The following is a 25,168-nucleotide window of genomic DNA, read 5'->3' as shown; positions in this document are numbered from 1 at the left end:
GGTGGGACAGGGGCAAGGCGGTACCGTGGTGGTGCCGGCGACTTCAGGGCGCCGTGAATGACCGACGATTCGTGAGGTGGACGTGAACGAGGCCGTAGCAGGCAACGACCGGATCCTGGCCGTGCTGCACGCACTTGCGACGTCGGCGAAGCCGACGGGCGTTCGGGAACTGGCTGCTGCGCTCGGGGCGAGCCGCAGCACGGTCAGCCGGGTCCTGCTGGGCCTAATGGAGCATGGACTCGCGTCGGCCACGCCGCAGGGGAACTACGAGGCCGGACCGCGGTTCCGCGTTCTCGCCGCGGCTCTGCACGAGCGGCACCCACTGCTCCGGTCCGCAGGCAGAATCGTCGGGGAGCTGTCCGAAACATCGGACGCAACGGCGTTGGCCGCACTGCACGACGCGCCGCGTCCGCAGGTCGTCGTTCTCGTTTCCCGGCGCCATCCCGGGCCCGTGCAGTACCTTCTCGAACCGGGAACCATTGTTCCCCTGCACGCCGGTGCCACCGGCCGGGCGATTCTCGGAAGGATCGGCCTGGAAGCCCTCGGAGAGGAGCCGCTGGAGTCCCGGACTCCCGACACCGTGACCGACCGGCAGGAGATTGAAAAGCTCCTGGCCCAGGACCGCAGTGCCGGCTACACGATCAGCGTCGGTCAGCAGTTCGCCCTGGCCGCCGGAGCCGCAGCTTCATTTCGTTGCCTGGGGCTGACCGGATCGGTCTCCATCACCCGGCCCCGCTATCTGACCAGTGACGAAGACCTTCCGCGTTTCGGTCTCATGGCTCGCCAGGCCGCCGGGGAGATCGAGGCCGTGTGCGGCAAGACGGCCGCGCCACCAGACGGGCATCCCATCACGTATCCGGCAGGGGCGACGGCCCTGGAACGGATCATCCGCCTGATCACTGCCCTGATTTTCCAGCCCGCCGGGATCGTGACAGGTCGCCCCCTGGTCGGTCAGATCGGAGCGAACATTGCCACCGCCAACAGGCTGGTCAGCAGTGCCACCACCGCAGGAGTCGCGGTCGCGCAGGAGGACACCCTGGTGCCGGGCCCGCGCCTGCTCCACTGGGCGGCCTGCCTCGGCGCGGCCCTGGACATTCCATCCGCTGCCCGCGGCATACTGCAAGACCTGGCAGAGCGTACGGGGGAGACCATTGGGCTGACGCAATTCCACGCCGGTGAACGGGAAGCGGAAATGACCTCGGTGATCCAAGGGATGAATCCTTTGCATTACGGCCTGGCCGCTGGGGTCCCGATCCCACTCCACGCGGGCGCGGCCGGCAAGGCGATCCTGGCCCACTGTCCGCCCGAACGGATCAACGACCTCGTACTTCGCCGATTTACCGAACGTACCCCCACGGACCGTGCCGCGCTCCTGGCCGACCTCGAGGGCGTCCGCGCCCGGGGATGGGCGACCGGCGAGGGGGAGCGCATCCCCGACGCTTACGGCGTCAGCGCCCCGTACTTCATCGCAGACACGGTGGCCGGCTCCATTACCGCGACAGTCGCACGTATCCGTCTCCCGGACCTCGATGTGCAGGCGCTGGCCGACGATGTCCGGCAGGCAGCGCAGAGGCTGACCCGCCTGCTGACCCTTACCTAGCTCCAGCCAGCGCAACGCCCGCTCCGTTGCAACCGACTGTTTTCACGGCGCACGGTGCAGGAAGACGGCGCTAGCGGAGAGCCGGATCAGCCCTGCCCGGCTGTGCGATGCCGGTTGCGGTGGTGCTGCAACCGGATCAGTCCCGACAGGAGCAGGCAGCAGGCAGCCAGCACGGCGAAGAACCACATCACGGAGGCAGGGACGCCGATGGCTGCGGCCAGGCTTCCGAGCCCGAGAACCGGTATCGCGCTGCCCAGATAGGTCACGACATAGACCGCACTGACCACGCGCGCATTGTCCGCCGGAGGAACAGCCACCGACAGTGCGTTGAAAGCTGCACGGAGCGCTGTGCCCTGTGACATGCCCGCGAACAGGGTGGCCGCGCCCAACAGGGGCAGGTTCGACAAAGTACCGGCGACTGCGACCAATAACGTGCCGGCCGCCATTGCCGCAAGTGCCGCGGGAAGGTGTCTCGTATCCGGACGCCCCAGCAGTTGGACCGCCGCCGACGCGATCAGCACAAGGGCGGCCAGTACGCCGGCCCAGAGCGGCGATCTGATCCCGGCTGCTTCAGCGAAGTAACGCGGGGCCAAAGACAGGCAGAAGCCGAAGAGTGCGAAACTGAGGAAGCCGACGGCGGCAGCGTTGCGGAACTCGGTCCGGGCGCCGGAGGCCAACACCAGCCGTCGGGGACGCAGAGAGCCGAGTGCGCCGGGTCCATGCAAGGCAGCAATCGCCGGCCTGGCCCTCAGCACCCAGAGCGGGATCAGCGCCACCGCCAGGCAGGCTGAGTGTGCAACGAACGGCATCAACGTCGGGTGTGGGAGCTGACTGAGAAGACCGCCCAGCACGGGACCTGCGGCTACCCCGCCGGTCGAAGCCAGAAGAGTGAAACGGCTGGCCCACTCCGGCCGGTTCGGCAGTAGCTCCCGAAGCGCGGCGCTGGTGGCGCCGGTGGCCATGGCTACTGCGGCACCTTGCAGGATCCTGCCTGCCACAAGGCCACCCAGCCCACCAGCCGTGGCGAACACCATCCCGCCAAGCAGGCCGATGACCACCGAGAGCACTAGTGCCGCACGCCGGCCGATATGGTCCGACCAGTGTCCGTACAGCAGCAGCCCCACGACCAGCGCGAGCACGTAAGAGGAGAAGGTGAGGGTCACCGCGAAGGGCCCGAGTGTCAGACGCTCCTGCAGCAGCGGATACAGCGGCGTGGCCAGATTCGCTCCCACAAGCAGCAACGCCATCGTTGAAATGGTCAGGGCCAGCCTGGTCCGCTGTCCCGCGTCCCAGCCCCGCTCAGCACGAACGTCGGCCGGACGCATCATCAGCTCACTCAAAACGGTCATCGCAGGCCTTCCGGTAGGAACGACTTAGGGCGTCGCACGCACCAGGATCACCGGTACGCCATGCGTGTATTGTCGCTCCAAGTTGAATCCCTTGATTCCCATTGAGCACCCATATTGAGCATAATGATCAACATCAGCCCGCTGGAAGCCCCGAAAGGAACTGCCGTGCCCATTCTCGATGCCGTCGACGCCGCGCTTCTGCTGCACCTGCTCGAAAACCCCCGGGCACAAATCGGCGACATCGCCGCTTCCCTCGGAATAGCCCGCAATACGGTCGTTTCGCGTATGCGCCGGCTGGAACGACATGAAGTAGTGCGCTCCAGCGGACGGGACGTCGATCTCGGAGTCCTGGGCTTCAACGTGCTGGCATTCATCACACTGGAGGTCTCCCACCGGGAACTCGACGCTGTCGTCTCAGCCCTGCGCAGCCTCGAACAGGTCCTCGAAGTGCACGAAATCTCCGGCCGAGGTGATGTCTGGTGCAGAATCGCAGCACGCGAAACACATGATCTTCACCGTGTGCTGCGCCAGATCCTCCGCATCCGCGGTGTCATCCGGACCGAAACATCACTGGCACTGAGCGAGCACATCCCCTACCGGGTCCAACCGCTGCTCCGGACACTGGCCAAAGCCGCACCAGAGGACCGAACAACCGCGGGTTGAAGGCGAAATTCAAGTGGTCGAGCCGCCCAAGGAGAAGGACCGGGACGGTCGGCCAACGAGCCGCCGGATGGCGGCGAGAACAAGAGTGCGCGCACCAGTCTGTGCGGTTGAGATCGCATCCGTAAGCGTCCCGCTACTGCCCGTATCTCCCGCCCGCCGGGGGCGGCGGGCTTCCCTCGCGTTAGGTTGCCGGTGTCCGGGCGCTGAATCGCCGCCGGTACTCCGACGGCGTCGTCGCGAACTCGGACATGAAGTTCTGCCGCATGGTGATGGGGCTCGCGAAGCCGCATTGGGCTGCGATGTGATCGATCGGAAGGTCGGTGACCTCCAGGAGCCTGCGAACCTCGTCCAGGCGCCGGGTGCGAAGCCAGGTTGCCGGTGTCGTGCCCGTTGCCGCACGGAAGGCTCGGATGAAGCTGCGGCGGCTCATATGCGACGCCCTTGCAAGATCGTCAACACTAATCTGGTCGCCGAGATGCTCAATCGCCCAGTCGAGCGATTCAGCGATGGGGTTCGCCCCGCCCGGCTGCAGAATGGGGCGCTCAATGTACTGCGCTTGTCCTCCGCTGCGGTGCGGGGCGACGACGAGACTGCGGGCGACGTGGTTCGCCGCTTCCGCTCCGAGGCGGGAACGGACGATGTGCAGGCAGGCGTCGATCCCCGCGGCGGTGCCGGCAGAGGTCAGCACGTCTCCGTGATCGATGTAGAGGACCGTTCGGTCGACCGGGATGTCGGGGTGGCGTTCCCCGAACGCGTCCAGTGCGTGCCAATGGGTGACGGCAGGGCGTGCGGCGAGCAGTCCGCTGTCGGCGACGGCGAATGCCCCGAGACAGAGCCCAACGACCATGGCACCCTGTTTATGCGCTGCCTGCAGCGCGCCGGCCAGCTGCGCCGACGGGTGCTTTCCGTCGTCGTCCCATGAGGGAACGATCACAACGTCGGCAGCGGTCGCAGCGTCGAGGCCTGCCAGCCCGCCGATCTGGTACCCCTCCGCGGTGCGGATGGTGTTCCCGCCGTCGGTGAACAGGATCGTTTCCCAGTCGGCCAGCCCCTGGCGGGTCACCTCTCCGAACACCATCTGCGGTACGGCGAGGTGGAACATCGTGACCCCTTCGAAGGAGTAGACAGCGATCCGCACACGCACCACCTCCCCGGTTGGCCTGTTTTCATCGTTTATGGGCACTTGTGCCAATTGTCGCACGAATACGAGTCGAAGAGACTGGGGAAGAGCGCGAAAACAGCGCCCGCCAACCCCACCCAGGAGGTAGACATGACGGCTCCCCGTCGCGCCCTGATTGTTATCGATGCCCAGCAGGAATACTTCACCGGGCTCCTGCCCATCCAGTACCCGCCGCGGGAGGAATCGATCCAGCGGATCGCCGCAGCAGTCGATGCCGCGGAGAAGGCGAACATTCCGGTAGTCATTGTCCAGCACTCGGCCGGCGAGGACGCACCCGTGTTCAACCCGACGATGACCGAGTTTCAGCTTCATCCCTCGCTGGAAGAGCGCAGGTCGGATGCGTGGAAGTCAGTGGTCAAGCAGTACAGTTCCATCTTCCCCGGCACCGGCCTGGTGGAGTGGCTGCGGGAGAACGGGATCGACACGATCACGCTCGTCGGATACATGACCAACAACTGCATCATCGCCTCCGCAGCCGACGCTGAGATCCACGCGTTCAGCACCGAGGTCCTCGCGGACGCGACCGGTGCCATCAACATCTCCAACAGCGCCGGCACGGTCGACGCGAAGACCGTGCACACCACCCTGCTGGCTCTGCTGAACTCGAATTTCGCGGCCGTTGCGTCCACCGGCGACTGGGCCCGCGCCCTAGAGACCGCCCAACCGCTGGCCAAGAGCAACCTGGTCGAGTCCGCGGCCGACGGAGCCCCGGCCTCATTGAGCAGCCGTTGATCTGAACTACCCGCCAACTGCACCCGAGCCAGGACCTGCACGTGGTGTTCCCGTCCTGGCTTCTTGGGCTTCTATCCCTTCCGGCAACCAGGCAAATAAGAAGTTGGCTGCCCTGCGGGCGTCGCTGTTTCAAGACGCGACCCCGCAGGGAACCGGAGATTGCGGCCGTGATCCATTTGAGCAGGATGGGTCCAACACTGCGCATCCTCCTTCGCCGGCGACCCCGTGAGAAATGAGTTAGCACATGATCCGCCCCCAGCCGTCAGGCACCGCCCCGTTCGTCCTGTCCGTGCTCGACAACGCGATCACCGGCGTCGGCCATTCGGCCCAGGAAGTATTCCAGGACGTCATCGCGCTGGCGCAGCTGGCCGACCGGCTGGGATTCCACCGCTTCTGGATGTCAGAGCACCACGCCATGCCCGGTGCATCGACATCATCACCTCAGCTCATGGTGGCCCGGCTGATCGGCGAGACTGAGCGCATCAGGCTCGGTGCGGGCGGGATCATGCTGCCCAATCACGTGCCCCTGATGATCGCCGAACAGTTCGGCATGCTCGACGCGCTGGCCCCGGGGCGGATCGATCTCGGACTGGGGCGCGCACCCGGCACCGACGGTGCGACCGCGGCGGCTCTGCGCCGGCATCACACGGCGAACGACGAGTTCCCCGAGCAGATCGGGGAACTGCTCGGGTTCATGGGCAACGACTTCCCGCAGGACCACCCCTACCGGAACGTGCACGCCGTGCCGGGACCCTGGCAGGCGGAGCAGAACCGGCTCCTGCAGGCTGCGACCAGTCCCGATGTCTGGATACTGGGCTCCTCAATCTACTCCGCGCATTTGGCAGCGCGGCTCGGCCGGCCCTACGCCTTCGCATTGCAGTTCGGCAGCGCCGACGTCCTGAATGCCATGCGGATCTACCGCGAGAACTTCCGCCCGTCCACGTTCCTGAACGAGCCCTACAGTCTGGTCAGCGTAGGAGCGATCGCCAATGACGATCCGGTAGAGGCACGACGCCAGGCAGCAACCACGGCAATGGGCATGATGCGCATGTTCAAGCAGCAGGGCTTCGCCATCCTCCACCCAAACGACGTCGAAGACTACCCTGCCACGTACCCGGAGAAGCAGTTCCTCGATGAATGGACCGACCGCAGCCTCCACGGAACCGTCCGAGAAGTGGCCGAGGGACTTGAAGAACTCCACGATCAAACCGGGGTCGATGAGGTAATGCTCGTTACCGGAGGGCACTCCCGCCCCATCCACGCACGCACGATCGAGCTCGTCGCCGACCACTACAGCCTGCCCAACCCCTGACCTCCCTGCCCTCATTGCGGGAGTCCCCAATCCGGCGTCGTTTTGCTCAGTAAGTACGAGAGGCGCCGAAGGCATGGGCAGCGTTCAAAATGTGTCGACTGCCAGCGAGCTTGGCCATCGGTACAGACCGGTCATATGCGCCGTTATCGCTTGTTGGGTTCTTGTACTTGACCTTCACTCCGTGGTCAAAGGCACCCGGCAGACACCGCGATGCGTCCAATCGCAGAACACGATCGGGTCATCGCGGTTTGGCCATTGAAGGCTGCACCGCGTGGCTTGACGATAAAAGGACCGGCCGAAGCGAGCGAGCGGGGTTATCAGCGCCGATGCGCTTTGCAGGAGCAGCAAGGGTCGGCAGTCACGAAATGGAGTAGCAATGGCCAAGATGAGTATGCAAAAGAGCGTCGAGGCGTTCACGATGAAGTTCGCCCAGTCCGCGGCGATGACCCGGAAGGGCCGGGAGCTGATTCCCGGCGGATATAGCAGGAACTCGTTCAACTTCGGGCCCCATGCCGTGTTCGTGGATAAAGGGGAGGGCGCATACCTTGAAACGGTCGACGGCCACCGGATGCTCGATCTCAACAACAACTTCACGGTCAACGTCCTGGGGCACAACCACCCGGCTATCACGTCAGCGTTGCTGGAAGCCATCCCTTCTGGCATTTCATTCGGCAACCCGAGTACTGCAGAAGCCGAGCTGGCGCAGATCCTCATCGACCGCATCCCCTCCGTCGAGAAGATCCAATTTTCCTGCTCTGCCACCGAATCCTGCATGAGCGCGATCCGGGTTGCGCGTGCATACACCGGAAAGACGAAGATCGCGAAGTTCGAAGGCGGATACCACGGCTTCAGCGATCTCCTCCACATCTCATCACATCCTCAACCGGGGGACTCCGGTACGGACGCCGACCCGATAGCCGTGGCTGACAGTGGAGGCATCCCGAGGGATGATGTGGAGAATGTCGTCATGCTGTCCCAGAACGACCGGGCCGGCTGTGAGCGGATTCTTCGAGCCAACGCTGGCTCCATCGCCTGTCTCATCCTTGAAGTGGAGAGCGGAGCCGGCGGTCTTGTCACTCTGGACCAGGAGTTCGTCGAGGAGCTACGGTCCCTCACTAAGGAACTTGGTATCGTCCTGATTTTCGATGAGACGATCACTCTGCGTGCGGGCTACCACGGACTCCAAGGCCTCTACGGCGTAACGCCTGACCTCACGGTGATGGGCAAGATCATTGGCGGCGGCCTACCCCTCGGTGCCCTCGGCGGATCTGCAGAGGTCATGAACGTGCTGGAGACAGGACAGGTGACGATCTCGGGCACCCATCACGGGCACAAGCTAGCCCTGATCGCGGGCGCCGCATGCATGCGGACCATGGACCGGGGTGCTTTCGACAAGCTTAATGCCCAGTCCATGCGGATCATGTCCGAGATGAACGAATGGAGCGAGGCGCGGAACAGCCCGTTCAAGGTGTACGGGAAGGGGTTCTCCCACATGGCATACGCGTACATGAATTCTCCCGAACTCAAAGTCCGGACCCACCGGGACTACTGGCGCAACGTCGACGGCGAAAAGACGCAGATTTGCTCACTGGAACTGGCGAACCGCGGGTTCTTCCCCGTACACCGCGGCGAGTTCTCGTTGTCATTGCCGATGACCGACGACGATGTCTCGTCCTTCATCGGAACGCTCCAGGAAATTGTCCAGGACCTCGAAGACTAGCCGCGTCAGCCGGACTATGACTCCACAGCAGGCTGATCGGAGTGATCGCGGGCAGCCGGGTCTCAGGCTGCGCGCGGTGTCCCGTTCGGCGCGTCATCGACGGACACGGCGTCAGGCACGACATTCAGAGACGTAATGGATAGTTGCTGGGCAACGTTGCGGAAGGCCTGTATGTGTTTGCGGTGTTCGCCTGTACGGGTTGCCAAAGCGCTGGGGGAGTAGCTCCCGTCTGAAATCCGGCGGTAGACCATGCCGGGAGCACGGTGCAGGCGTGTGGCGGAGGCGGGAAATGTGTCGACGGCCCCCTGGTACGCGATGGCGTTTAGGCTCTCCGGGACACTTGTTACCGATGCTGCGATGCGGCCCGGCCCGCCGCGCAGATCATCAAAGGACCAGTAGCCCCGCCATTGCGGCGGAGCCATCGGGGAGGCAACGACAAAGGCCTCGTCCACCAGGTCATAGGTCTTAATCGTGTCCTGGCCGGCCAAGGCATGTCCTGCCGGCAGTCCGACGTACCGCGGTTCGGCGAAAAGCTCGAGGAGCTTCACGCGCCGGTCGGCGATCGGTGATCGGAGGAAGGCCACGTCGATGTCTTCGTTGGCGATGGCCTCGATCTGGTCGACCATCGTCAGTTCCCGGAATGACAGTTCGACATCCGGCATCGCCTTTCGGAAGGCGGCAACGATGAGCGGCGTAAGTTCGCCGGCGGACTCATAGAAGAGCCCGATTCTCAGCTGGCTCTGGCTTGCCGTGTGCAGGATGCGGGCCTCCTGGCTGGCGTCGGCCACCTGGGCGAGGATTTCCTGGGCTCGGCGGACGAAGGCCTCGCCCGCGGCGGTGATCGTCACGCGGTTGGCCGACCGGTCGAACAGCTGGGCACCGATCTGGCGCTCAAGGCGCGCGATCTGGGTGCTGAACGCCGACTGGGCGATATGCAAGGACTCGGCGGCGCGCCCAAAATGCAACGTCTCGGCCAGCGTGATTGCGTACTGAAACTGCCGAATGTCCACGCAAACCTCCTTCTGGACCCCCTGATCGTATTTGCAGATCGGGCGATCGCCGATTGTTCATTGTCCGTTGGTTGTGACGGGCGCCATGCTTTTTCTAACCCCCTCTTCCAAGGATAAGCGCAAGCGGAAAGGCCCGTACACGATGACCATCCAGTCCCGCGAGGCCACTGATCTCGTCCGAACGGACATCAAGCACGTCGTCCATCCCCACCTGCCGTCATCGGTGACCCAGCGCGTGATCATGACCGAAGGCCACGGCTGCCGCCTCATTGACACCTCGGGCCGGGAATACCTCGACGCCACCGGCGGCCTGTGGCTGGCCCAGATCGGCCACGGCCGCAGCGAAATGGCTGAGGCCGCTGCCGCCCAGATGCGCAAGCTGGAATACTTCACCGCATTCTGGGACTTCAGCAATGATCAGGCCATCGAATTGTCCGAGCGGCTCATCTCGCTTGCACCGGAGAACATGTCCAAGGTCTTCTTCACCTCCGGCGGATCCGAGGGCGACGACGCGGCCATCAAGACCGCCCGTTACTACCACTACCTCAAGGGCCGTCCCCAGAAGAACTGGATCCTCTCCCGCCAGATGGCCTACCACGGCCTGGCCTACGGCGGCGGCACCGCGACCGGTTTTGCGGACATGGCCGAAGGCCAGGGTCCCCACCTGCCCAATGTCACCCACCTGACCCCGCCGCACGCCTACCGCTCCCACCTGTTCAATGGCGAGGACGTCACGGACTTCTGCGTGCGGGAACTCGAGCAGCGCATCCGGCAGATCGGCCCCGAGAACATCGCCGCGATGATCGGCGAACCGATCATGGGTGTGGCCGGGTTCATCATCCCTCCCGCCGACTACTGGCCCCGCATGCAGGAGGTGCTGCGCCGGCACGACATCCTTCTCATCTCGGACGAAGTCGTGACCGCGTTCGGGCGCACCGGCTCCTGGTTCGCCTCACCCGACCTGGGCATGCGGCCGGACATCATCGTCACTGCCAAGGGCATCAGCAGCGGCTACATCCCGCTGGGCGCCGTGCTCATGACCGAAGAGATCGGGCAGGTCGTCACCAGTGGGCACGGCTACCCAGTGGGCTACACCTACTCCGGCCACCCCGTCGCGTGCGCGGTCGCGCTGAAGAACCTGGAGATCATCGAGACTGAGAACCTGCTCACCGCCTCCCGCCGAACCGGGACGCTGCTTTCCGAACTGGCCGCCCCGCTCGCCGCCGAGCTCGACATCGTCGGCGAGGTCCGTCACGCCGGCATGGGCCTGGCTCTCGAGCTGGTGGCCGACAAGGAAACGCGGACTCCCCTGCCTCAGCCCGGCCGGTCGGTCGCCGACGTCATCCGCGACGAGACCGGCGTGATCGCCCGCGTCAGCAGCCCCACCAACCTGGTGCTCTCGCCTCCGCTCGTTATGACCGAGGATGAGGCCGTGACCGCGGTCTCGGCCGTCGCGTCGGTCCTGCGCCGCGTCCGCCCCGACGGCTCCGTCGCCTGATCCTTTCCTGAAAGGCATACTCCCCATGTCCAATCCTTCCTCGGCCCCGGGCGACCTGAAGCGCAACGCCGTTGGCGTAGCCGGTATCGTCTTCTTCGTCGTTGCGGCGGCTGCGCCCCTGGCTGCGGCGCTGGGCGCCTCCCCGGTAGCGTTCACGGCGCTGGGTACCGGAGCGCCGGCCGCCTACGTCATCGCCGGCGCCGTCCTGATCCTCTTCGCCGTCGGGTACGGGGCCATGAGCCGGCACGTCACCAGCTCGGCGGGTTTTGCCGCCTACCTCGAGATGGGTTTCGGCCGGGTCGCCGGGTTCGCCGGCGCGGCCCTGGCACTGCTGTCGTACACCTGCATGCTCATGGCCCTCTACGGAGTTCTTGGTTTCTTCACGAGCGCCATCGTCGCCGACCTGACCGGGCTGCAGCTCGACTGGAAGGTCTGGGCACTGATCGCCTGGGCCGGGGTTGCGGTGCTCGGCTATCTGGAAATCAACCTCAGCGCCAAGGTGCTCGGCGTGTTGATGATCGGTGAGGTCGCCATCCTCCTGATCTTCGACGTCGCCGTTCTCGGCCAGGGGGGAGCTACCGGCCTGAACCTCGATGCCTTCCAGCCGAGCAACGTCTTCACGGACGGACTGGGCGTGGCGCTGCTCTTCGCCGCCAGCTGCTTCGTCGGATTCGAAGCAACGGCCATCTATGGCGAGGAAGCCAAGGACCCGGCGCGCACGGTCCCGCGGGCCACGTACGTAGCCGTGCTCCTGATCGCGGTCTTCTACGCGCTGTCAACCTGGTCAATCGGGCTGGCACACGGCAGCGGCAACGTCCAGGAAGCGGCCGCGTCGGATCCTGGTAACTTCGTCTTCGCAGTGAACACCCAGTACGTCGGACAGTGGTCGACCGTGGCAATGAACGTCCTGCTCGTCACCAGTTCCTTCGCGGTGCTTGTAGCCTTCCACAACACCCTCTCCCGGTACCTCTACGCACTCGGCCGCTCCGGCGTCCTGCCGCGCCCGATCGGCCGGAGCCACGCCCGGTGGCAGTCCCCGCACAGGGCAAGCATCGTGGTCACCATCGTCACGCTCGTCGTGGTCGGTTCATTCATGCTCGCCGGCGCCGACCCTTATGCGCACCTTTATGCCTGGCTCATCGGACTCGGTACCCTTGGCGTCCTGGTCATGCAGGGGGCTACCTCCATCGCCGTCCTGGCCTTCTTCCTCAGGAAAAAGCGCCGTGAGTTTCGAATCTGGAGCAGCGCGATCGCGCCGGTCCTCGGCGGCATCGGACTGGCGGGCGCGGCGTATCTGGCCGTCGTGAACTGGAACCTGCTCACCGGCGCCACGTCTGGAATCCCCACCCTGCTGCCCTGGCTCGTCGTCCTGGCGGTCATCGCAGGCGTGGTCTGGGCCGCCACCAGCAAGGGAAAGACCATCTCCCCGGCCATCGCCTCCGGCGAGCACCCGGCGGCCCAAGCAGTTATTTCCGGGGCTGTCGCCCCGGAAAGGCACGAATGACCACCCCGTTCCTGCTCGCTTTTGAAAGGCAATCATCATTTCCGTACCAAGAAGTGAATGACCACGAGTTCCGTGTCCCGGTCACAGCCGCGGGCAGCGCGTCCACGGGCACCAGATGCCCGTCGAGGCCAGAGCCGGCTCTCCGGCCGAGGTCCCAAGAAGCAAGTATCCAAGGCATACCGAGCCAATAAACGCAGGTCACCAGAACCTGGCACGTTTGTGAATTGACAGATGGAAGGACAAATCATGGAGCTTCTCCCCAAAGACATGTGGGATGGAAAGATCTTCACTGACGGCTGGACCGAGGGGGCCGGCGGAGTGCAGGAGGTCATCGAGCCGGCAACCGGTGCGGTGTTGGGCCGTGTCGGTGTCGCTACTCCCGGCGACGTGGCTGAAGCCGCCCGGGCGGCCGCCGTGGCCCAGGCGGAGTGGGCGGCGCGCAAGCCGGAGGAACGGGCCGCGGTGCTGCGCCGGGCCGGACAGCTGTTCGAAGCCCATGCCGAGGAAATCGGGTCCTGGATCGCTCGCGAGTCCGGGGGCATCCCGGCCAAGGCGGGCCTGGAGATCCATGTGGCGGCCAACGAATGCTTCGAGGCCGCCGCGCTGCCCTCGCTGCCGCAGGGGGAGGTGCTCTCCACCAATGAGGACCGCTGGTCCTTTGCCCGCCGCCGGCCGGTCGGGGTGGTCACGGTGATCGCCCCGTTCAACTTCCCGCTGATCCTCTCCATCCGCTCCGTGGCCCCGGCCCTGGCCCTGGGCAACGCGGTCCTGCTCAAGCCGGACCCGCGCACCGCGGTCTGCGGCGGCGTCGTACTTGCCCGCATCTTCGAGGAAGCCGGCCTGCCAGCCGGGCTGCTGCATATGCTCCCCGGCGGCGCCGAAACCGGTGAGGCCACCGTCACCGCCCCCGAGGTGTCCGTGGTGGCCTTCACCGGGTCCACGGCGGCCGGGCGCAAGGTCGGGGAGTTGTGCGCGGCGCACCTGAAGAAGGCGCATCTGGAGCTAGGCGGGAACAACGCCCTGATCGTGCTGCCCGGAGCGGACGTGGCCAAGGCCGTAAGTGCCGCGGCCTTCGGCTCGTTCCTGCACCAGGGCCAGATCTGCATGGCCACCGGCCGGCACATCGTGCACGAGTCCCTCTACGTTGAATACGTGGCGGCCTTGGCCGAAAAGGCCAGGCACCTGCCGGTGGGCGACCCGGCGTCCGGTCAGGTGGCGCTCGGGCCGATCATCGACGAACGCCAGTTCAAGCGGGTAGACGCCATCGTGCAGGATGCGGTCGCCGCCGGTGCCCGGCTGGCCGCCGGCGGCACCGGCGAGGGCCTGTTCTACCAGCCCACCGTGCTCACAGACCTGGCCCCGGAGAACCCGGCCTGGAAAGACGAGATCTTCGGCCCCGTCGCCCCGGTGGCCAAGTTCTCCACCATCGACGAGGCCGTCGCCCTGGCCAACGACAACGAATACGGCCTCTCCGTGGGCATCCTGGGCGATGTCGGAGAAGCCATGAAGATCGCCGACCGGATCGACTCGGGCAAGGTCCACATCAACGAACAGACCGTCTCGGATGAGGCCAATGCCCCGTTCGGCGGCACCAAGAACTCCGGCAATGGCACCCGCGTTGGCGGCCCGGCGGCGAACCTGGAGTCCTTCACCGAGATACAGTGGCTGACCATGCGGCCCGAGATCGCCCCCTACCCCTTCTAGCCAATAACACGACGCGCGTGTTGGGCCTGGTGGTCTTGGTCCTGCCAGGCCCAGCACGGCATGGAGCGCAGCTGCCCACGAGTCATTCTGGGCATAAGGCCGGCATGGCGCATCTCAAAGGAGACGCCAGTGCAGAACGAGGCCCGAGTCGCCTTCCGCAGGGAAGGCAACACCGGGCTGAGCTGGTACAACGGCGACTGGGCCTTCGCCGCATTCATCACCACCCACGCCATCTGGGATAAGTGCCTCTAACCCACAGCAGCATTGCAGTGTTCTCAACCCGGCCGGCGTCCTTGAAGTCCGTGCCGACGATTTCGGTGAGGATCCTGGCGCACGTCCTGACGCCGGTGCTGGGCACCGGGCTCAGGACTTAGGTGTGTTGAGAATGGGCCTCCACGGGGGGTCTCGACCTGGGCGGCGATCTCGTCGCGCTGCCGGCGCAGGGCCAGCAACTGTCCGGCGGGTCTAGGCAGCACGATCCCGGCCGCATTTATATCGGTACCACCGCGCTCTGCTGGTCCAGCGCGGTAGACCGCATCGGTGAGGCGTTCCCTCAGTAGGGTGCGCGGTCCTGATCAAATGTACGTCGCAATAACCATCGCGGGGTCCGTCCTAATTCAAGCGGCGGCAAGTACAACGGACCCCGCTTCAGCTTGGCATTCAAGTGGTGCTATTCATCCCTTAGCCTTGGACCTGAGTTGTTCCATATGATCGAGCCGGTCGTAGTGCGCACGCTTTTCAATAATTTTTCCATCAGTGATGCGGAAAATGTTGCACATCGACATTCGAAGATGGGCACCGGCAGGGGAGATGCCGAAGAGTTCCTTCACCTGGTCACCTTCGAAAACGACATAGGCGACGACCCGGTCTCCTTCGGCCACTGTTTCCGTCACTAACCGGATGTTTGCAAAGGCATCCAAGTGTTGTCTTTCGGCGGTGATGAACCCCTCTGCTCCTTTCCGGGGGGGTGTCAACCTGGCTATAGAACGTGAAGTCGTCGTGAATCACGTCCGTTAGCTGTTCGTATGCCCCCTGTGCGAGCAGGTCGTAGAAGCGATGAACGAGGTCCTTATTGTTTTTAAGCGACATGTGAACGCCTCCGTCCTTAAACATCCAGCGCGCAGGTCTGGCCGGGTTCCACGACCACGATGCGGGCGTTTAGACGGGCTTTCTCAAATGCCGCACGTAGCTGATGAGCGTCTTGGCTGAAGTGTGCCCATCCCTCGGCATGAACCGGAACTACAAGCCGCGGATCGAGGATCCTAGTGGCCTCCACGGCGTCCTCGTTGGACAACGTGAGCAAGGCGCCGCCTGCGATCTCATCGAACTTAGCACCGCCAGTGAATAGCACAGCCAGGTCAATGGCGGGGAAGTGCGCCTTGATGTCCCTCACTACATCGAGCGACGAGTTGTCGCCGCTCACATAAACCGTCGGCAGATTCTGTCCCGAGACGATGAAGCCCACGACCGGACCCGCCATCTGGTGCACCCCTTCGGGCCCGTGGTGCGCCGGGACGCCCGTAACTGTAATTTCCCGTCCCCCAGGGAGCCGGACGGTCCCGGCCTCGTAGTCCGCAAGGCCGATTGCCCCTTGACCGAGGCGCTCTGCGCCCTCCTTCGTGGTGAATACAGTAGGAACACCTCGCAGGACTTCGCGGCCGGACACGTCCAGGTTGTCAACGTGGTGGTCGTGCGAAACCAGTGCGACGTCAAGACGACCGATGGAGTCTGCGGCGATCGCAGGCCCGGTCGTCTTAGTAATGCCGTTCGTTCCTTCGGTGCCGGCCCCCGTGTAGGTTTGGGATGCATCGAACGTGGGGTCCAGAATGATGCGGACACCGTCGAGTTCGAGGACCGCCGTCGGTCCACCTACCAGTGTGAAGTTAACTGTCATGCCTCTAACAACCTTCGGTGAGCGTTTTGGTTTCACTACGCCCATCGGACCGCGTGCAAAGGTCGGCACCTGGCTCTTTGCTAGCAGGACAGTATTCCACTAACTCAAGCACGCGGCGTTCCTTCTCGTCAGGCCGGTGAGCGTCCAAATCAGGATGCGTGGGATCTTGCCTGCCCACAACAAGCAATCCGAGATCAGCTATTCGCAAAATACGATGAGTCTCCCTGCCAGGAGGCTCAGATGGACATTAGGCAACTCCCGCACATACGGCTCTTTGAGGCCGGCAGTATAGCTCTGCCGCCGGAGGCCTGCACATCGCGGGGCCAGCTTCCAGCACGGATCGTACGACTTGAGCACCAGGGCGGCGCCCATCTCATGGGCCCGGTCCGTCAGCAAGACAAAGGCCCTCCGGGAGGCCACCGGTCCAGACGGAATCCCCGGCGCGAACGATGGGCTGAACGCGTCTGTTACCTGGGCTCGGGCTCCCATGTCGACGGCGGGCAGCCGAACTGACGGGTGAAGGCCCGGTTGAAGGTGGCAGGTTCGGGGAAGCCGCAGGCGGCACCGACCGCAGCAATGGTCTGGCCGGTGGCCGCCCGGGCCGGCAGCAGGGCGGCGGCCAGTTGCAAGCGCCGGGTCCTGACAAAGGCGGCCGGAGTCTGCCCAGTGGCCGAGAAGAGGGCATGGATTTTGCGCACCGACACGTGGTGGGCGCGGGCCAGTTCGTCCACGGACAGTCCGGGGTCGGCCAGATGCTCCCGGATATGGGACTTCACCGCCGTCAGCAGTGCTTGGTCGCTGTCCCAGCCTGCGTGCCCGAGACCAGCGAACGAGCGGAGCACCATCGCCAGCAGCTCCGCTGCTGTCCCGCCCAGCTCCTGCCGGGTCCCGTCTCCGAGCTCGGCATCTTCGGCCAGCATGCCGCGCAGATAGCCGGTGAAAGCACCCATCCCGGGCACCAGACGGTCCAGGGTCCGGCCGCAGGCCTCGGCAATCAGCCGGTCCCTCACATCTAGGCGCTCCCGCCCGACACGCAGGACCACCAAGTCCTGCCCGGGCAGCGGATGGTCCAAAACGTAGGGCCGGTTGGTTTCGTAGAGAGCGGCGGCACCAGGGGTGAGCCGGGCAGTCCGCCCGTGCTGGCTGACCATGCAGGAAGATCCCAGCTGCAGCGTCAGCAGCAGGTCGTCGCCGTCGTTGCGGTGCGCCAAGCGTTCCGTGCGCTCTACGCGTACCGGTCCGGAACCGATCCGGCAGACAGAGACGTCCGGCGCGAGCCGGACAGGTGAAATGGTGGCTGTGAAAGCCGGGTCGGGCGTGGTGCAGTGCAACGGCACGAAGTGCCGGCCGGAAATCTCCTGCCAGGTGCCGATGTCGGCAGCGGAGAGAACTGCCACGGTGTGCCTCCTTGGTACGGCAGCCCCGCGGGCTGCCGGTTGCCGGAATCTTAGCAACGCCTGCAGGAAACGTCCTGCGGTGTGCAGAAAAAGTCAAGGACATGCCTGTGACCTGAAACATATCTTGGAGGCAATCCATTCCCACGGATAAAAAGGAGTACCAATGGCACAGACAGTGCGCGTGGCCGCCATACAGGCCGAGCCCGCATGGCTGGACATCGAGGGCACCACGGCCAAGACCGTGGACCTGATTCGGGAAGCCGCCGCCGGCGGAGCTAACCTGGTGGCGTTCCCGGAGACGTGGATCCCGGGCTACCCGATCTTCCTATGGTCCTATCCGGTCTACCAGCAGATGGAATTCGTTGCCCGCTACCATGCCAACTCGCCCACGATCGGCGGAGAGCACCTGAGGCGGATCCGCGAGGCCGCCCGGGACAACGCGGTCACCGTGGTGCTCGGCTTCAGCGAAAAGGACGGCGGCTCTCTGTACATGGCCCAGGCGATCATCGGCCCGGACGGGAACATCCTGCTGCACCGGCGAAAGCTCAAGCCCACTCACGCGGAGCGGACCCTGTTCGGCGAAAGCGACGGTTCCGGGCTCAAGGTGGTAGAGACACCGCTGGGCCGGGTCGGGGCGCTGAACTGCTTCGAGCACCTGCAGCCGCTGAGCAAGTACGCGATGTACGCGCAGAACGAGCAGATCCACGTGGCCGGCTGGCCTTGCCTGGGCATGCTGGGCAACGTGCCGGCGCTGAGCCCGGAATCCATCATGGCCGCCTCGCGGACCTATGCCTTCGAAGGCAGCGCCTTCGTCATCGCCGCCACCCAGGTCATGTCCGAGGAGGGTGCCCGCAAGTTCCCCACCGCAGACGGCGGCCCCACCCCGGTCTATACCGGCGGCGGCGGATACGCCCGCGTCTACGGGCCGGACTCCGCCCTGCTCACCGAGCCGCTGGACCCCACCACCGAAGGCATCGTCTACGCGGACCTGGACCTGGCGCAGATCGACCTGGCCAAGAACATCCTGGACCCGACCGGGCACTATTCCCGCCCGGACGTGACCCGGCTCCTCCTCGACGACCGTGCCCGCACCCCCGTGGTCCGCCCCGGCGAACTAGGCGGGGAACTGTTCGTCCCGCTGCCCGATACCGACGGCGCGGACGAGGATGCGCAGTCCTACGCCCCGGACCGCACGCAGAAGATCTCCTAAGTCGGCAACCCAACGGTGCTCCGGCACTCCGGGCGGGGCACCGCTGGGTGGGGTCGCAGATCCTTATCTCACCGCTAATCGTGAATATGTCCAGGATGCTGTGGGGCTCACTGCTGAGACCGAAGCCGCCAGAGGAAACATGCCAAGGGGCGCTGCGTCTTGTCAGAGTGAACTCTAAAACGCGAGTCGCATGATGTCAGAAATGGGAAATGGGCTCTATTCTGACGGGATTCCGGCCACTCATCTGACGTCAGGCAGGGGTGTACCCTAACTGGCAAACACACGGAACGCGAGCCAGTCTCCCAAGCAGGACCACTCACGGTACCCGAGGACCAAAGCAAGGAGCCGTGTGTCAGCTTGGAGTTGCCGCTGTGAAAGGCTGCAGTTATGGACAACTCATCCCGGGAACATGACCTCGTTCTCTACGGAGCGACGGGTTTCGTTGGCCGACTGATCGCCGGCTACGTCGCGGAGCACGCACCGGTCGGCATGCGAGTCGGACTCGCGGGCCGGTCGAGGTCCAGACTCGAGGCGGTTCGGTCGCAGTTGCCGGTCGCGGCACACGGATGGGCCCTCATCGAAGCCGACTCGGAGGACGCGGACTCGATCGCTGCCCTGGCCGCGGGCACGCGCGTGCTCCTCACAACCGTCGGTCCATACACGAAACACGGATTACCTGTCGTCGACGCCTGCGCACGGGCCGGTACCCACTACGCCGACCTCGCGGGTGAGGTGTCCTTCGTCCGGGAGGCGATCGATCGCTACGACGCTCTGGCCAGGACGAGCGGGGCCCGGATCGTGCACTCCTGCGGCTACGACTCCGTGCCGTCCGACCTCGCTGTATTGCTGCTTCATCAGGCAGCAGAAGCCGATGGCGCTGGCGGTTTGGTCGAGGTCCAACTCGTTGCTACGGCCAAGGGTGGCATCAGCGGAGGCACGCTCGAGTCGATGCGTGGGCAGCTCGACGCGATGCGATCGAGCACCGCCCTGCGGTCATTAGCCGCGGACCCCTACGCTCTGAGCCCCGACCGCACACGGGAGCCGACGACACAACAGCCTCCCGACGCCGGTCCTGTGCGCCGTTCCGATGACGGCACCTGGACCGCGCCTTTCATCATGGCCGCGGTCAACACTCGGATAGTGCGCCGCAGCAACGCATTGCAGGGTTGGGCCTACGGCCGCTCCCTTCAGTACGGCGAGGTGATGGGGGTAGCCCGCGGCCCGGCAGGAGCAGTCATCGCCAGGGCATTGGCACTCGGGCTCCGGGCATTCACGGGCGCGATGGCGTTCCCGCCGACCCGGGGAGGGCTCGACCGCTGTCTTCCGTCACCAGGTTCGGGTCCGAGCACCAGCACGCAGCGCGCGGGCTGGTTCCACTCCCAGGTAACCGCCCGCACCGAGAACGGGCACCGATACCAGGCGATTGCTGCTGGCCCCGGCGATCCCGGCTATGCCGCCACCGCCGTGATGGCAGGGGAGAGTGCACTCGCTCTTGCCCTCGACGGTGACCGGCTGCCGACTGCGAAAGGGTCGCTAACACCGGCCACTGCACTCGGCAACGTGCTCATGCAGCGACTCCGTGCGGCCAGCCACACTTACCAGGTAACCAAACTCGCCTGAACCCAGATCCTGCAGGTCCCCTGATAACGGGGCAATCATTGACTGGACCAGTCCGACTAGCGGCCTGATGGGATTTCGCCGAGGGAGTATGCCAGGGTCATCTAATGATCGCGACCAGCGATGCTTCCAAATCGGCTTTTAACCCTGGGCCGCCCCGGCGCGCACCTTCACGCCCTGAGTCCAGAGCAGCACTCTGCTCCAGGTCGCGGAGCCCGTGAGCAGCCACTCCCTCTGCCCGTTTTTCAGGGCCGATAACCGGGAGTATGACAACTTGATGCGTGGGCAGCAGGGTAAACGCAATGCTCACTCAGTAGGAGGAGCGCCTGCCATCCACCCGCATGCATAAAGTCTCAAGTCTTGGTGGAGCGGTGGGGGACCGGCTTATGCGACGAGTTTTCTCTGCTCGAGAGTTGTTCCGCATGTGCGGGTGAGTACAGCTTTCGAAACAACTCAGGCTTGTAGGGATGCGTGCCGGGGGAGCAGTAGTAGTTGAAGCCCCATAGCGATGTAACGCAAACGCTGCTTCCGGTCCATAGATCGTGGACACGGTTCATGGGACTGGACATGCCGAAACTGGGGACTTCGAGGGGCGCGGTGTCCACTTCGGTTGACTGACCGAGGGCATCACCACCACGGGCGCCATGGGCAAGGCCATGCTCACCGTCATGTCCGCATTCGCCCAGCTGAACATGACCAACTAGTCGAGCGAACCAGGGCGGGCATGGCTGCCGCTGCCGCCAATGGGCGCCGGGCCGAGCGGCGGCAAGTCACCTCGGGGGATTGGAAGGTGAAGCGCGCACGGGAGCTAAAGGTCCAGGGCCTCAAACCGTCGGACATCGGCAAGATCATCGGTGCCAGCCGTGCGACTGTCTACCGCTATCTCGGCTTGGAAGCCGAGTGACGAGGTTTGCCGCTAGTACCTGCATTTGCTCGGTGTCCCTGCAAGGCAGAGGCGGCGGGCAAACCAAGACAGCGATTCCACCCGTCAGAGCCAGGTCCAAGACTGGTAGCCGTGGAGTATTGAAATAGCAGATGGCTGCCGCACCGCGTGCTCAGGAGGCGGGGAGTAGTTTATTCAGGCCGTAAAACCGGGCTCCGTTGTCGTGTAGGGCGAGGTTCGCCTCGTCGGCCAGAAGGTCGGCTACGAGTTCCAGATCTTCTTGCTGGAATGGCACACGCGCCCTTGTGCTGGGCAGATCCGTTCCGAACATCAAGGCTTCGGGGTTCTCGTTGTGTATGTCCTGGATGGTGGAGGCGACGTCGAGTTGGACGCGGCCGAATCCTGAGGCCTTTACGCGTACTCCGCGGGAGGCTAGCCGGAGCAGAATGTCCCGGTGGCTGGAGGTCATGCCCAGGTGGTCGATGCTGGCCTTGGGAAGTTTGGTGATGATCGGTTCCAGTTCGGCCAGGTCGTTCGCGTCCAGGTAAAACTCAGCATGCATGCCGGCAACGTCCCAGACGCGTAGTCCTAGGGACAAAACGTCTTCGGTTTCTGCCGATCCGCCCCGGTAGAGATTGAACCGAACACCACGGACTCCGGCTACAGCGAGGCGGTTGAGTTCTTCGTCGCTTGTGTCCTCGGCAATGTTGGCAACACCGACGAATGTGGGGCCAAGTGTGGCCAGTGCCTCGGTCAGGTAGCTGTGGTCGAAGGCCTGGAATGAACCCGAAACTACTGTGCCGCCCGCTACTCCCAGGTCTGAGACGCGGCGGAGGTAATCCGCCGGCGTGAATTCGGGCGGCAGGTACCCGTTGTTGGGCACAAGCGGGAAGCGGGAATCGATGATGTGGAAGTGGCTGTCGAAAATTGGCCGTGTCATTTTGAACCGGGTTCGTGTCTAGCCAGCGATAGGAGGTTGCCGTGTCGGTGACTCATCATGCCGCGGTGGTGCTGATCTCCATTGGAAGGGCCACTTGACCGCGCATGAGCGGTCGGGCGGTTCGGTAGAGGGAGGCACTTTCGGCGGTCGGCTGCCCCCCGGCGGATCGGTTCACGTTGGCGCCCGCGGTGACTACGCCGGACGGTGTGGCGATTCGCAGGGCTTGAGGGTTGATGTCGTCGGGCAGGACGGTGTGGACGATGGAGTCGGGGATCTGCGCGGCGACCGCGGCGCAGAGGGCCGTGGTGCCCGGGGTGGCGCGGTGGGTTTGGCCCATGGAGATCACGCGCATGGTGAGATCGCACGAGGCCGAGTCGATGGTCGTCCCGTCGAGCAGCTTGCTAATGCGGGGTTCGGCGACCAGGGCGATCTTAGGCACGGCCTGGGGTGCCGACTCTGGGTTGTGGGCCATGCCCATGGCGACTGCTCCGGCGCGGCGGATACCTTCCAGGCGCGCCTGGAGTGCGGCATCGGCGTCAAGCTGGTCGGGCAGTTCGTCGCCGAGGATGCCAAGGTCCTTGGCCCGGACGAAGACCGTCGGGTTAGCTGCGTCGATCAGGGATGTTTCATAGCCTTGCCCTTCCCAGATGAGGGTCTCCCGCACGGTGGCGGTGGGCAGCAGGGTGCCGGTGCGTGCGCCTCCTGGTTGGAGGTACTCAAGTTCGATGGGCGCGCCCGTGGCTGCGACGCCTGGCACGATAAGGTCGCCGGCCACGGCAGCGACCCCTTGGCGTACCTGCAGGTGAACGCGGATCTGTTTGGCGGTGTTGGTGTTGAAGACGCTGACCGTTTGGGGTCCGTCAGCCAGCCTGAGCAGGCCGCTCTCCAACGCGTAGGGTACGACGGCGGACGAGAGGTTGCCGCAGTTGCCGGAGTAGTCGACCAGGGGGGCGTCCACTGCGACCTGACCGAAGGTGTACTCGAGATCGGTGTCGGGACGGTTTGATACCGCGACGCTTACGACTTTCGATAGGGAGGACAGTCCGCCGCCCATGCCGTCGAGCTGGCGTCCGAAAGGATCGGGTGAGCCGAGAGCGAGAAGGAAAACCTGGTCGCGATCGGGGCCCGGGGCCGGTAGGTCCTGGTCTCGGAAGAACAGTCCCTTGCTGGTCCCGCCCCGCATGAAGGTGGTATCAATCCATTGCATTAGCGGTCTCCTGGTGTGGTGCGTGAAGGTCATTCGGGTGAGGCGCCTTAAATCAAATGTTTAGGTCATGGCCGATGCAGCGGGTGCGAGAATGTCGGATTCGGCCGCGGCGCCGGCGGCCGTCTCGATGTGTCGTCTCATCAGTTGGCCGACGAGGTCGCTGTCTCCGGTCTCGAGTGCCTGAACGATTTCCCGGTGTTCAGCGAGGGCTTGTTCGCGGCGTTCCCGGGTGTCGTTGGAGAGGGTGCGATACCTGTGGGTGTGCGGGCTGAGCTGGTCGAGCAGCCGGTTGCACACCGAGTGGTCCGCGATGTCCGCCAGGACGCGATGAAAGTCGCCGCCGAGTTCCATGGTCGTGCCGGCGTCCTCAAGGCTTCGTTCGAGCCGCTCCAGCAGTGTGCGGAGCCGGCGGACGTCGTCGGCAGTTGCGTTCCGGCAGGCCTGCCGCGCGATCACCTCTTCGATCGCGGCGCGCGCCGAGTAGACCTCGTGAAGGTGACGCTCGCTGAGCTCGCTGACGACGACGCCCCCGGTGGGCAGCTGGACAACGAGACCTTCGGTCAGGAGCATCCGGATGGCTTCGCGCAGCGGGGTCCTGCTGACCTGCAGGGTAGCGGACAGCTCGCTCTCGTTCAGGCGCGTCCCTGGTTGCAGCTCGAGGCCAGCGATCTGGTCCCTCAGCTGTCGGTAGACGATGGTTCCAGCTGAAACACGAGTGCTTGCATTGCTGATCGACGTAGCCACACGGGCCCCCTGAGTCCTTGTTGTTCCAAAATGTCAGCCCTCGATGGGTGAGGGCACCACAATAATGCCGTCTTCGTCGCTGTACACGGTCTCGCCGGGGGTGAAGGTCACGCCACCGAAGGTGACCGGGACGTCCGCTTCACCGGAGCCGGCTTTGCCGCTGCGGCGGGGGTTTGAGCCGATCGCTTTTACTCCTATCGTGACCTGGCCGAGCAGATGCTGGTCTCTGACCGAGCCGTTGATGATCACGCCGGCCCACCCGTTGCGCGCGCCGATGGCTGCGATGACGTCTCCGATCAGCGCGGTGTGGGTAGATCCTTCGCCGTCGACGACCAGAACCTGGTTTTCGCCGGGTTCGGACAGCACGTCTTTGAGCAGCACGTTGTCATCGGGGCTCCGCAGGGTGCGGATGGTCCCGGCGAAACGTGTCCGGCCTCCGTAGTTCCTCATCTGATCATCGCATGAGCGGACATCGTCGCCGATCAGATCGGCAAGGTCGGAGGTGGTGTGGGATCCGGCAAGGAATTTCTTGTGGGTGAACATCGGTGTCGCTTTCATTGGGGTGAACGGAGCGGTGGCAGTGGAGGGGGTCATTTGCGCGGGGGCTTAATGAGCAGGATCGGGACTTCTATGTCCATGAGCAGGCGTTGGAGGTCGTGGCCGAAGATCAGTTTGCCGACCGCCGATCGATGATGCGTGCCGATGACCACCACGGAGGGCCGGATGGTTTCGACGTGTTCGACGAGCGCTTCCGTGGGGTCGTCCCCGGGGGCGATCAGTTCGGCGCGCCATTGGGTCTGGCTGTCGAGGTGGTGCCGCACTTGGTCGAGGAAGGCCTGGTATTCGAGTTCGGCTGCGCCGTCGGCGCGGCTTCCCGATCCTGCGGCCATGACGATGAGGTCCTCGCCCCGCTCGCGGCTGAGTTCCTGCGCAGCGGTGAGTGCGGGTGCATCATCCCGCGAGGAACGGTGGATCATGACGATTGGCATGGAGGGCTCCTTCCG

General features: G+C 64.7%; 23 protein-coding genes. 12 read left to right on the top strand and 11 right to left on the bottom strand.

Features of this window, described 5'->3' with window-relative positions; genetic code table 11:
- Window positions 1–76 precede the first annotated feature (76 nt).
- Window positions 77–1,600: an IclR family transcriptional regulator gene (locus tag OC550_RS18820; RefSeq protein WP_262107470.1), complete on the top strand. Its 1,524-nt coding sequence runs from the start codon at window positions 77–79 to the stop codon at window positions 1,598–1,600.
- Between the two features lie 86 nt (window positions 1,601–1,686).
- Here the strand turns inward: OC550_RS18820 and OC550_RS18815 are convergent, their stop codons facing one another.
- Complete coding sequence (locus tag OC550_RS18815) at window positions 1,687–2,949, bottom strand: MFS transporter (protein WP_262107469.1); 1,263 nt, start codon at window positions 2,947–2,949, stop codon at window positions 1,687–1,689.
- 165 nt (window positions 2,950–3,114) lie between these two features.
- Here OC550_RS18815 and OC550_RS18810 point away from each other — a divergent pair, with 165 nt between their 5' ends.
- Window positions 3,115–3,612 (top strand): Lrp/AsnC family transcriptional regulator, encoded by a 498-nt coding sequence (locus OC550_RS18810; protein ID WP_262107468.1) that lies wholly within the window; start codon window positions 3,115–3,117, stop codon window positions 3,610–3,612.
- A 181-nt stretch (window positions 3,613–3,793) separates the two neighbouring features.
- Here the strand turns inward: OC550_RS18810 and OC550_RS18805 are convergent, their stop codons facing one another.
- Window positions 3,794–4,750 (bottom strand): GlxA family transcriptional regulator, encoded by a 957-nt coding sequence (locus OC550_RS18805; protein WP_262107467.1) that lies wholly within the window; start codon window positions 4,748–4,750, stop codon window positions 3,794–3,796.
- A 132-nt stretch (window positions 4,751–4,882) separates the two neighbouring features.
- Here OC550_RS18805 and OC550_RS18800 point away from each other — a divergent pair, with 132 nt between their 5' ends.
- From OC550_RS18800 to OC550_RS18790, 3 genes are all read left to right on the top strand, one after another.
- Window positions 4,883–5,524: an isochorismatase family protein gene (locus OC550_RS18800; RefSeq protein ID WP_262107466.1), complete on the top strand. Its 642-nt coding sequence runs from the start codon at window positions 4,883–4,885 to the stop codon at window positions 5,522–5,524.
- A 244-nt stretch (window positions 5,525–5,768) separates the two neighbouring features.
- The gene (locus OC550_RS18795) at window positions 5,769–6,836 is read left to right on the top strand and encodes an LLM class flavin-dependent oxidoreductase (protein WP_262107465.1); all 1,068 of its coding nucleotides are present in this window, start codon (window positions 5,769–5,771) and stop codon (window positions 6,834–6,836) included.
- A 376-nt stretch (window positions 6,837–7,212) separates the two neighbouring features.
- Window positions 7,213–8,556 carry an aspartate aminotransferase family protein gene (locus OC550_RS18790; protein WP_262107464.1) on the top strand — a complete coding sequence of 448 codons (1,344 nt, stop codon included), beginning with the start codon at window positions 7,213–7,215 and terminating at the stop codon, window positions 8,554–8,556.
- A 62-nt stretch (window positions 8,557–8,618) separates the two neighbouring features.
- Here OC550_RS18790 and OC550_RS18785 read toward each other — a convergent pair whose 3' ends face one another.
- Entirely contained in the window at window positions 8,619–9,566 is a 948-nt protein-coding gene (locus OC550_RS18785; protein ID WP_262107463.1) for a LysR substrate-binding domain-containing protein, read from the bottom strand.
- Between the two features lie 142 nt (window positions 9,567–9,708).
- Between OC550_RS18785 and OC550_RS18780 the strand changes: the two genes are divergently transcribed.
- The 4 genes from OC550_RS18780 (at window position 9,709) to OC550_RS18765 (ending at window position 14,524) form a co-directional block, all read left to right on the top strand.
- Window positions 9,709–11,064: an aspartate aminotransferase family protein gene (locus tag OC550_RS18780; RefSeq protein WP_262107462.1), complete on the top strand. Its 1,356-nt coding sequence runs from the start codon at window positions 9,709–9,711 to the stop codon at window positions 11,062–11,064.
- Window positions 11,065–11,089: 25 nt separating this feature from the next.
- Window positions 11,090–12,568 (top strand): APC family permease, encoded by a 1,479-nt coding sequence (locus OC550_RS18775; protein ID WP_262107461.1) that lies wholly within the window; start codon window positions 11,090–11,092, stop codon window positions 12,566–12,568.
- A gap of 246 nt (window positions 12,569–12,814) precedes the next feature.
- A complete protein-coding gene (locus OC550_RS18770) occupies window positions 12,815–14,272 on the top strand; it encodes a benzaldehyde dehydrogenase (RefSeq protein ID WP_262107460.1) in 1,458 nt (485 codons plus the stop codon).
- A gap of 129 nt (window positions 14,273–14,401) precedes the next feature.
- On the top strand, window positions 14,402–14,524 hold the full coding sequence (locus tag OC550_RS18765; RefSeq protein ID WP_262107459.1) for a hypothetical protein: 123 nt from the start codon (window positions 14,402–14,404) through the stop codon (window positions 14,522–14,524).
- A gap of 422 nt (window positions 14,525–14,946) precedes the next feature.
- Here OC550_RS18765 and OC550_RS18760 read toward each other — a convergent pair whose 3' ends face one another.
- From OC550_RS18760 to OC550_RS18750, 3 genes are all read right to left on the bottom strand, one after another.
- Window positions 14,947–15,246 (bottom strand): ester cyclase, encoded by a 300-nt coding sequence (locus OC550_RS18760; protein ID WP_262107458.1) that lies wholly within the window; start codon window positions 15,244–15,246, stop codon window positions 14,947–14,949.
- Window positions 15,247–15,377: 131 nt separating this feature from the next.
- The gene (locus OC550_RS18755; RefSeq protein ID WP_262107457.1) at window positions 15,378–16,166 is read right to left on the bottom strand and encodes an MBL fold metallo-hydrolase; all 789 of its coding nucleotides are present in this window, start codon (window positions 16,164–16,166) and stop codon (window positions 15,378–15,380) included.
- A gap of 467 nt (window positions 16,167–16,633) precedes the next feature.
- Entirely contained in the window at window positions 16,634–17,563 is a 930-nt protein-coding gene (locus OC550_RS18750) for an AraC family transcriptional regulator (RefSeq protein ID WP_262107456.1), read from the bottom strand.
- Window positions 17,564–17,726: 163 nt separating this feature from the next.
- On the opposite strand from OC550_RS18750, the gene OC550_RS18745 reads away from it, so the two are divergent.
- The 3 genes from OC550_RS18745 (at window position 17,727) to OC550_RS18735 (ending at window position 21,294) form a co-directional block, all read left to right on the top strand.
- Window positions 17,727–18,773, top strand: coding sequence for a carbon-nitrogen hydrolase family protein (locus tag OC550_RS18745; RefSeq protein ID WP_262107455.1), 1,047 nt, complete (start codon window positions 17,727–17,729; stop codon window positions 18,771–18,773).
- Window positions 18,774–19,160: 387 nt separating this feature from the next.
- Window positions 19,161–20,393, top strand: coding sequence for a trans-acting enoyl reductase family protein (locus tag OC550_RS18740; protein ID WP_262107454.1), 1,233 nt, complete (start codon window positions 19,161–19,163; stop codon window positions 20,391–20,393).
- Window positions 20,394–21,180: 787 nt separating this feature from the next.
- Window positions 21,181–21,294 carry a helix-turn-helix domain-containing protein gene (locus OC550_RS18735; protein WP_262107453.1) on the top strand — a complete coding sequence of 38 codons (114 nt, stop codon included), beginning with the start codon at window positions 21,181–21,183 and terminating at the stop codon, window positions 21,292–21,294.
- Window positions 21,295–21,445: 151 nt separating this feature from the next.
- Here OC550_RS18735 and OC550_RS18730 read toward each other — a convergent pair whose 3' ends face one another.
- The 5 genes from OC550_RS18730 to OC550_RS18710 are packed head-to-tail and all read right to left on the bottom strand — an operon-like array spanning window position 21,446 to window position 25,153.
- Complete coding sequence (locus OC550_RS18730; RefSeq protein ID WP_262107452.1) at window positions 21,446–22,213, bottom strand: amidohydrolase; 768 nt, start codon at window positions 22,211–22,213, stop codon at window positions 21,446–21,448.
- A 55-nt stretch (window positions 22,214–22,268) separates the two neighbouring features.
- Window positions 22,269–23,420 (bottom strand): 2-methylaconitate cis-trans isomerase PrpF family protein, encoded by a 1,152-nt coding sequence (locus tag OC550_RS18725; protein ID WP_262107451.1) that lies wholly within the window; start codon window positions 23,418–23,420, stop codon window positions 22,269–22,271.
- Between the two features lie 60 nt (window positions 23,421–23,480).
- A complete protein-coding gene (locus OC550_RS18720; protein WP_262107450.1) occupies window positions 23,481–24,164 on the bottom strand; it encodes a GntR family transcriptional regulator in 684 nt (227 codons plus the stop codon).
- A gap of 33 nt (window positions 24,165–24,197) precedes the next feature.
- On the bottom strand, window positions 24,198–24,722 hold the full coding sequence (rraA, locus tag OC550_RS18715) for a ribonuclease E activity regulator RraA (protein ID WP_262107449.1): 525 nt from the start codon (window positions 24,720–24,722) through the stop codon (window positions 24,198–24,200).
- Between the two features lie 32 nt (window positions 24,723–24,754).
- Window positions 24,755–25,153, bottom strand: a complete 399-nt coding sequence (locus tag OC550_RS18710; protein ID WP_262107448.1) for a universal stress protein — start codon at window positions 25,151–25,153, stop codon at window positions 24,755–24,757.
- Window positions 25,154–25,168: the final 15 nt, after the last annotated feature.

Source organism: Arthrobacter sp. Marseille-P9274 (genome assembly GCF_946892675.1).
GTDB lineage: Bacteria > Actinomycetota > Actinomycetes > Actinomycetales > Micrococcaceae > Crystallibacter.
This window is presented reverse-complemented; position numbering and strand designations above follow the sequence as displayed.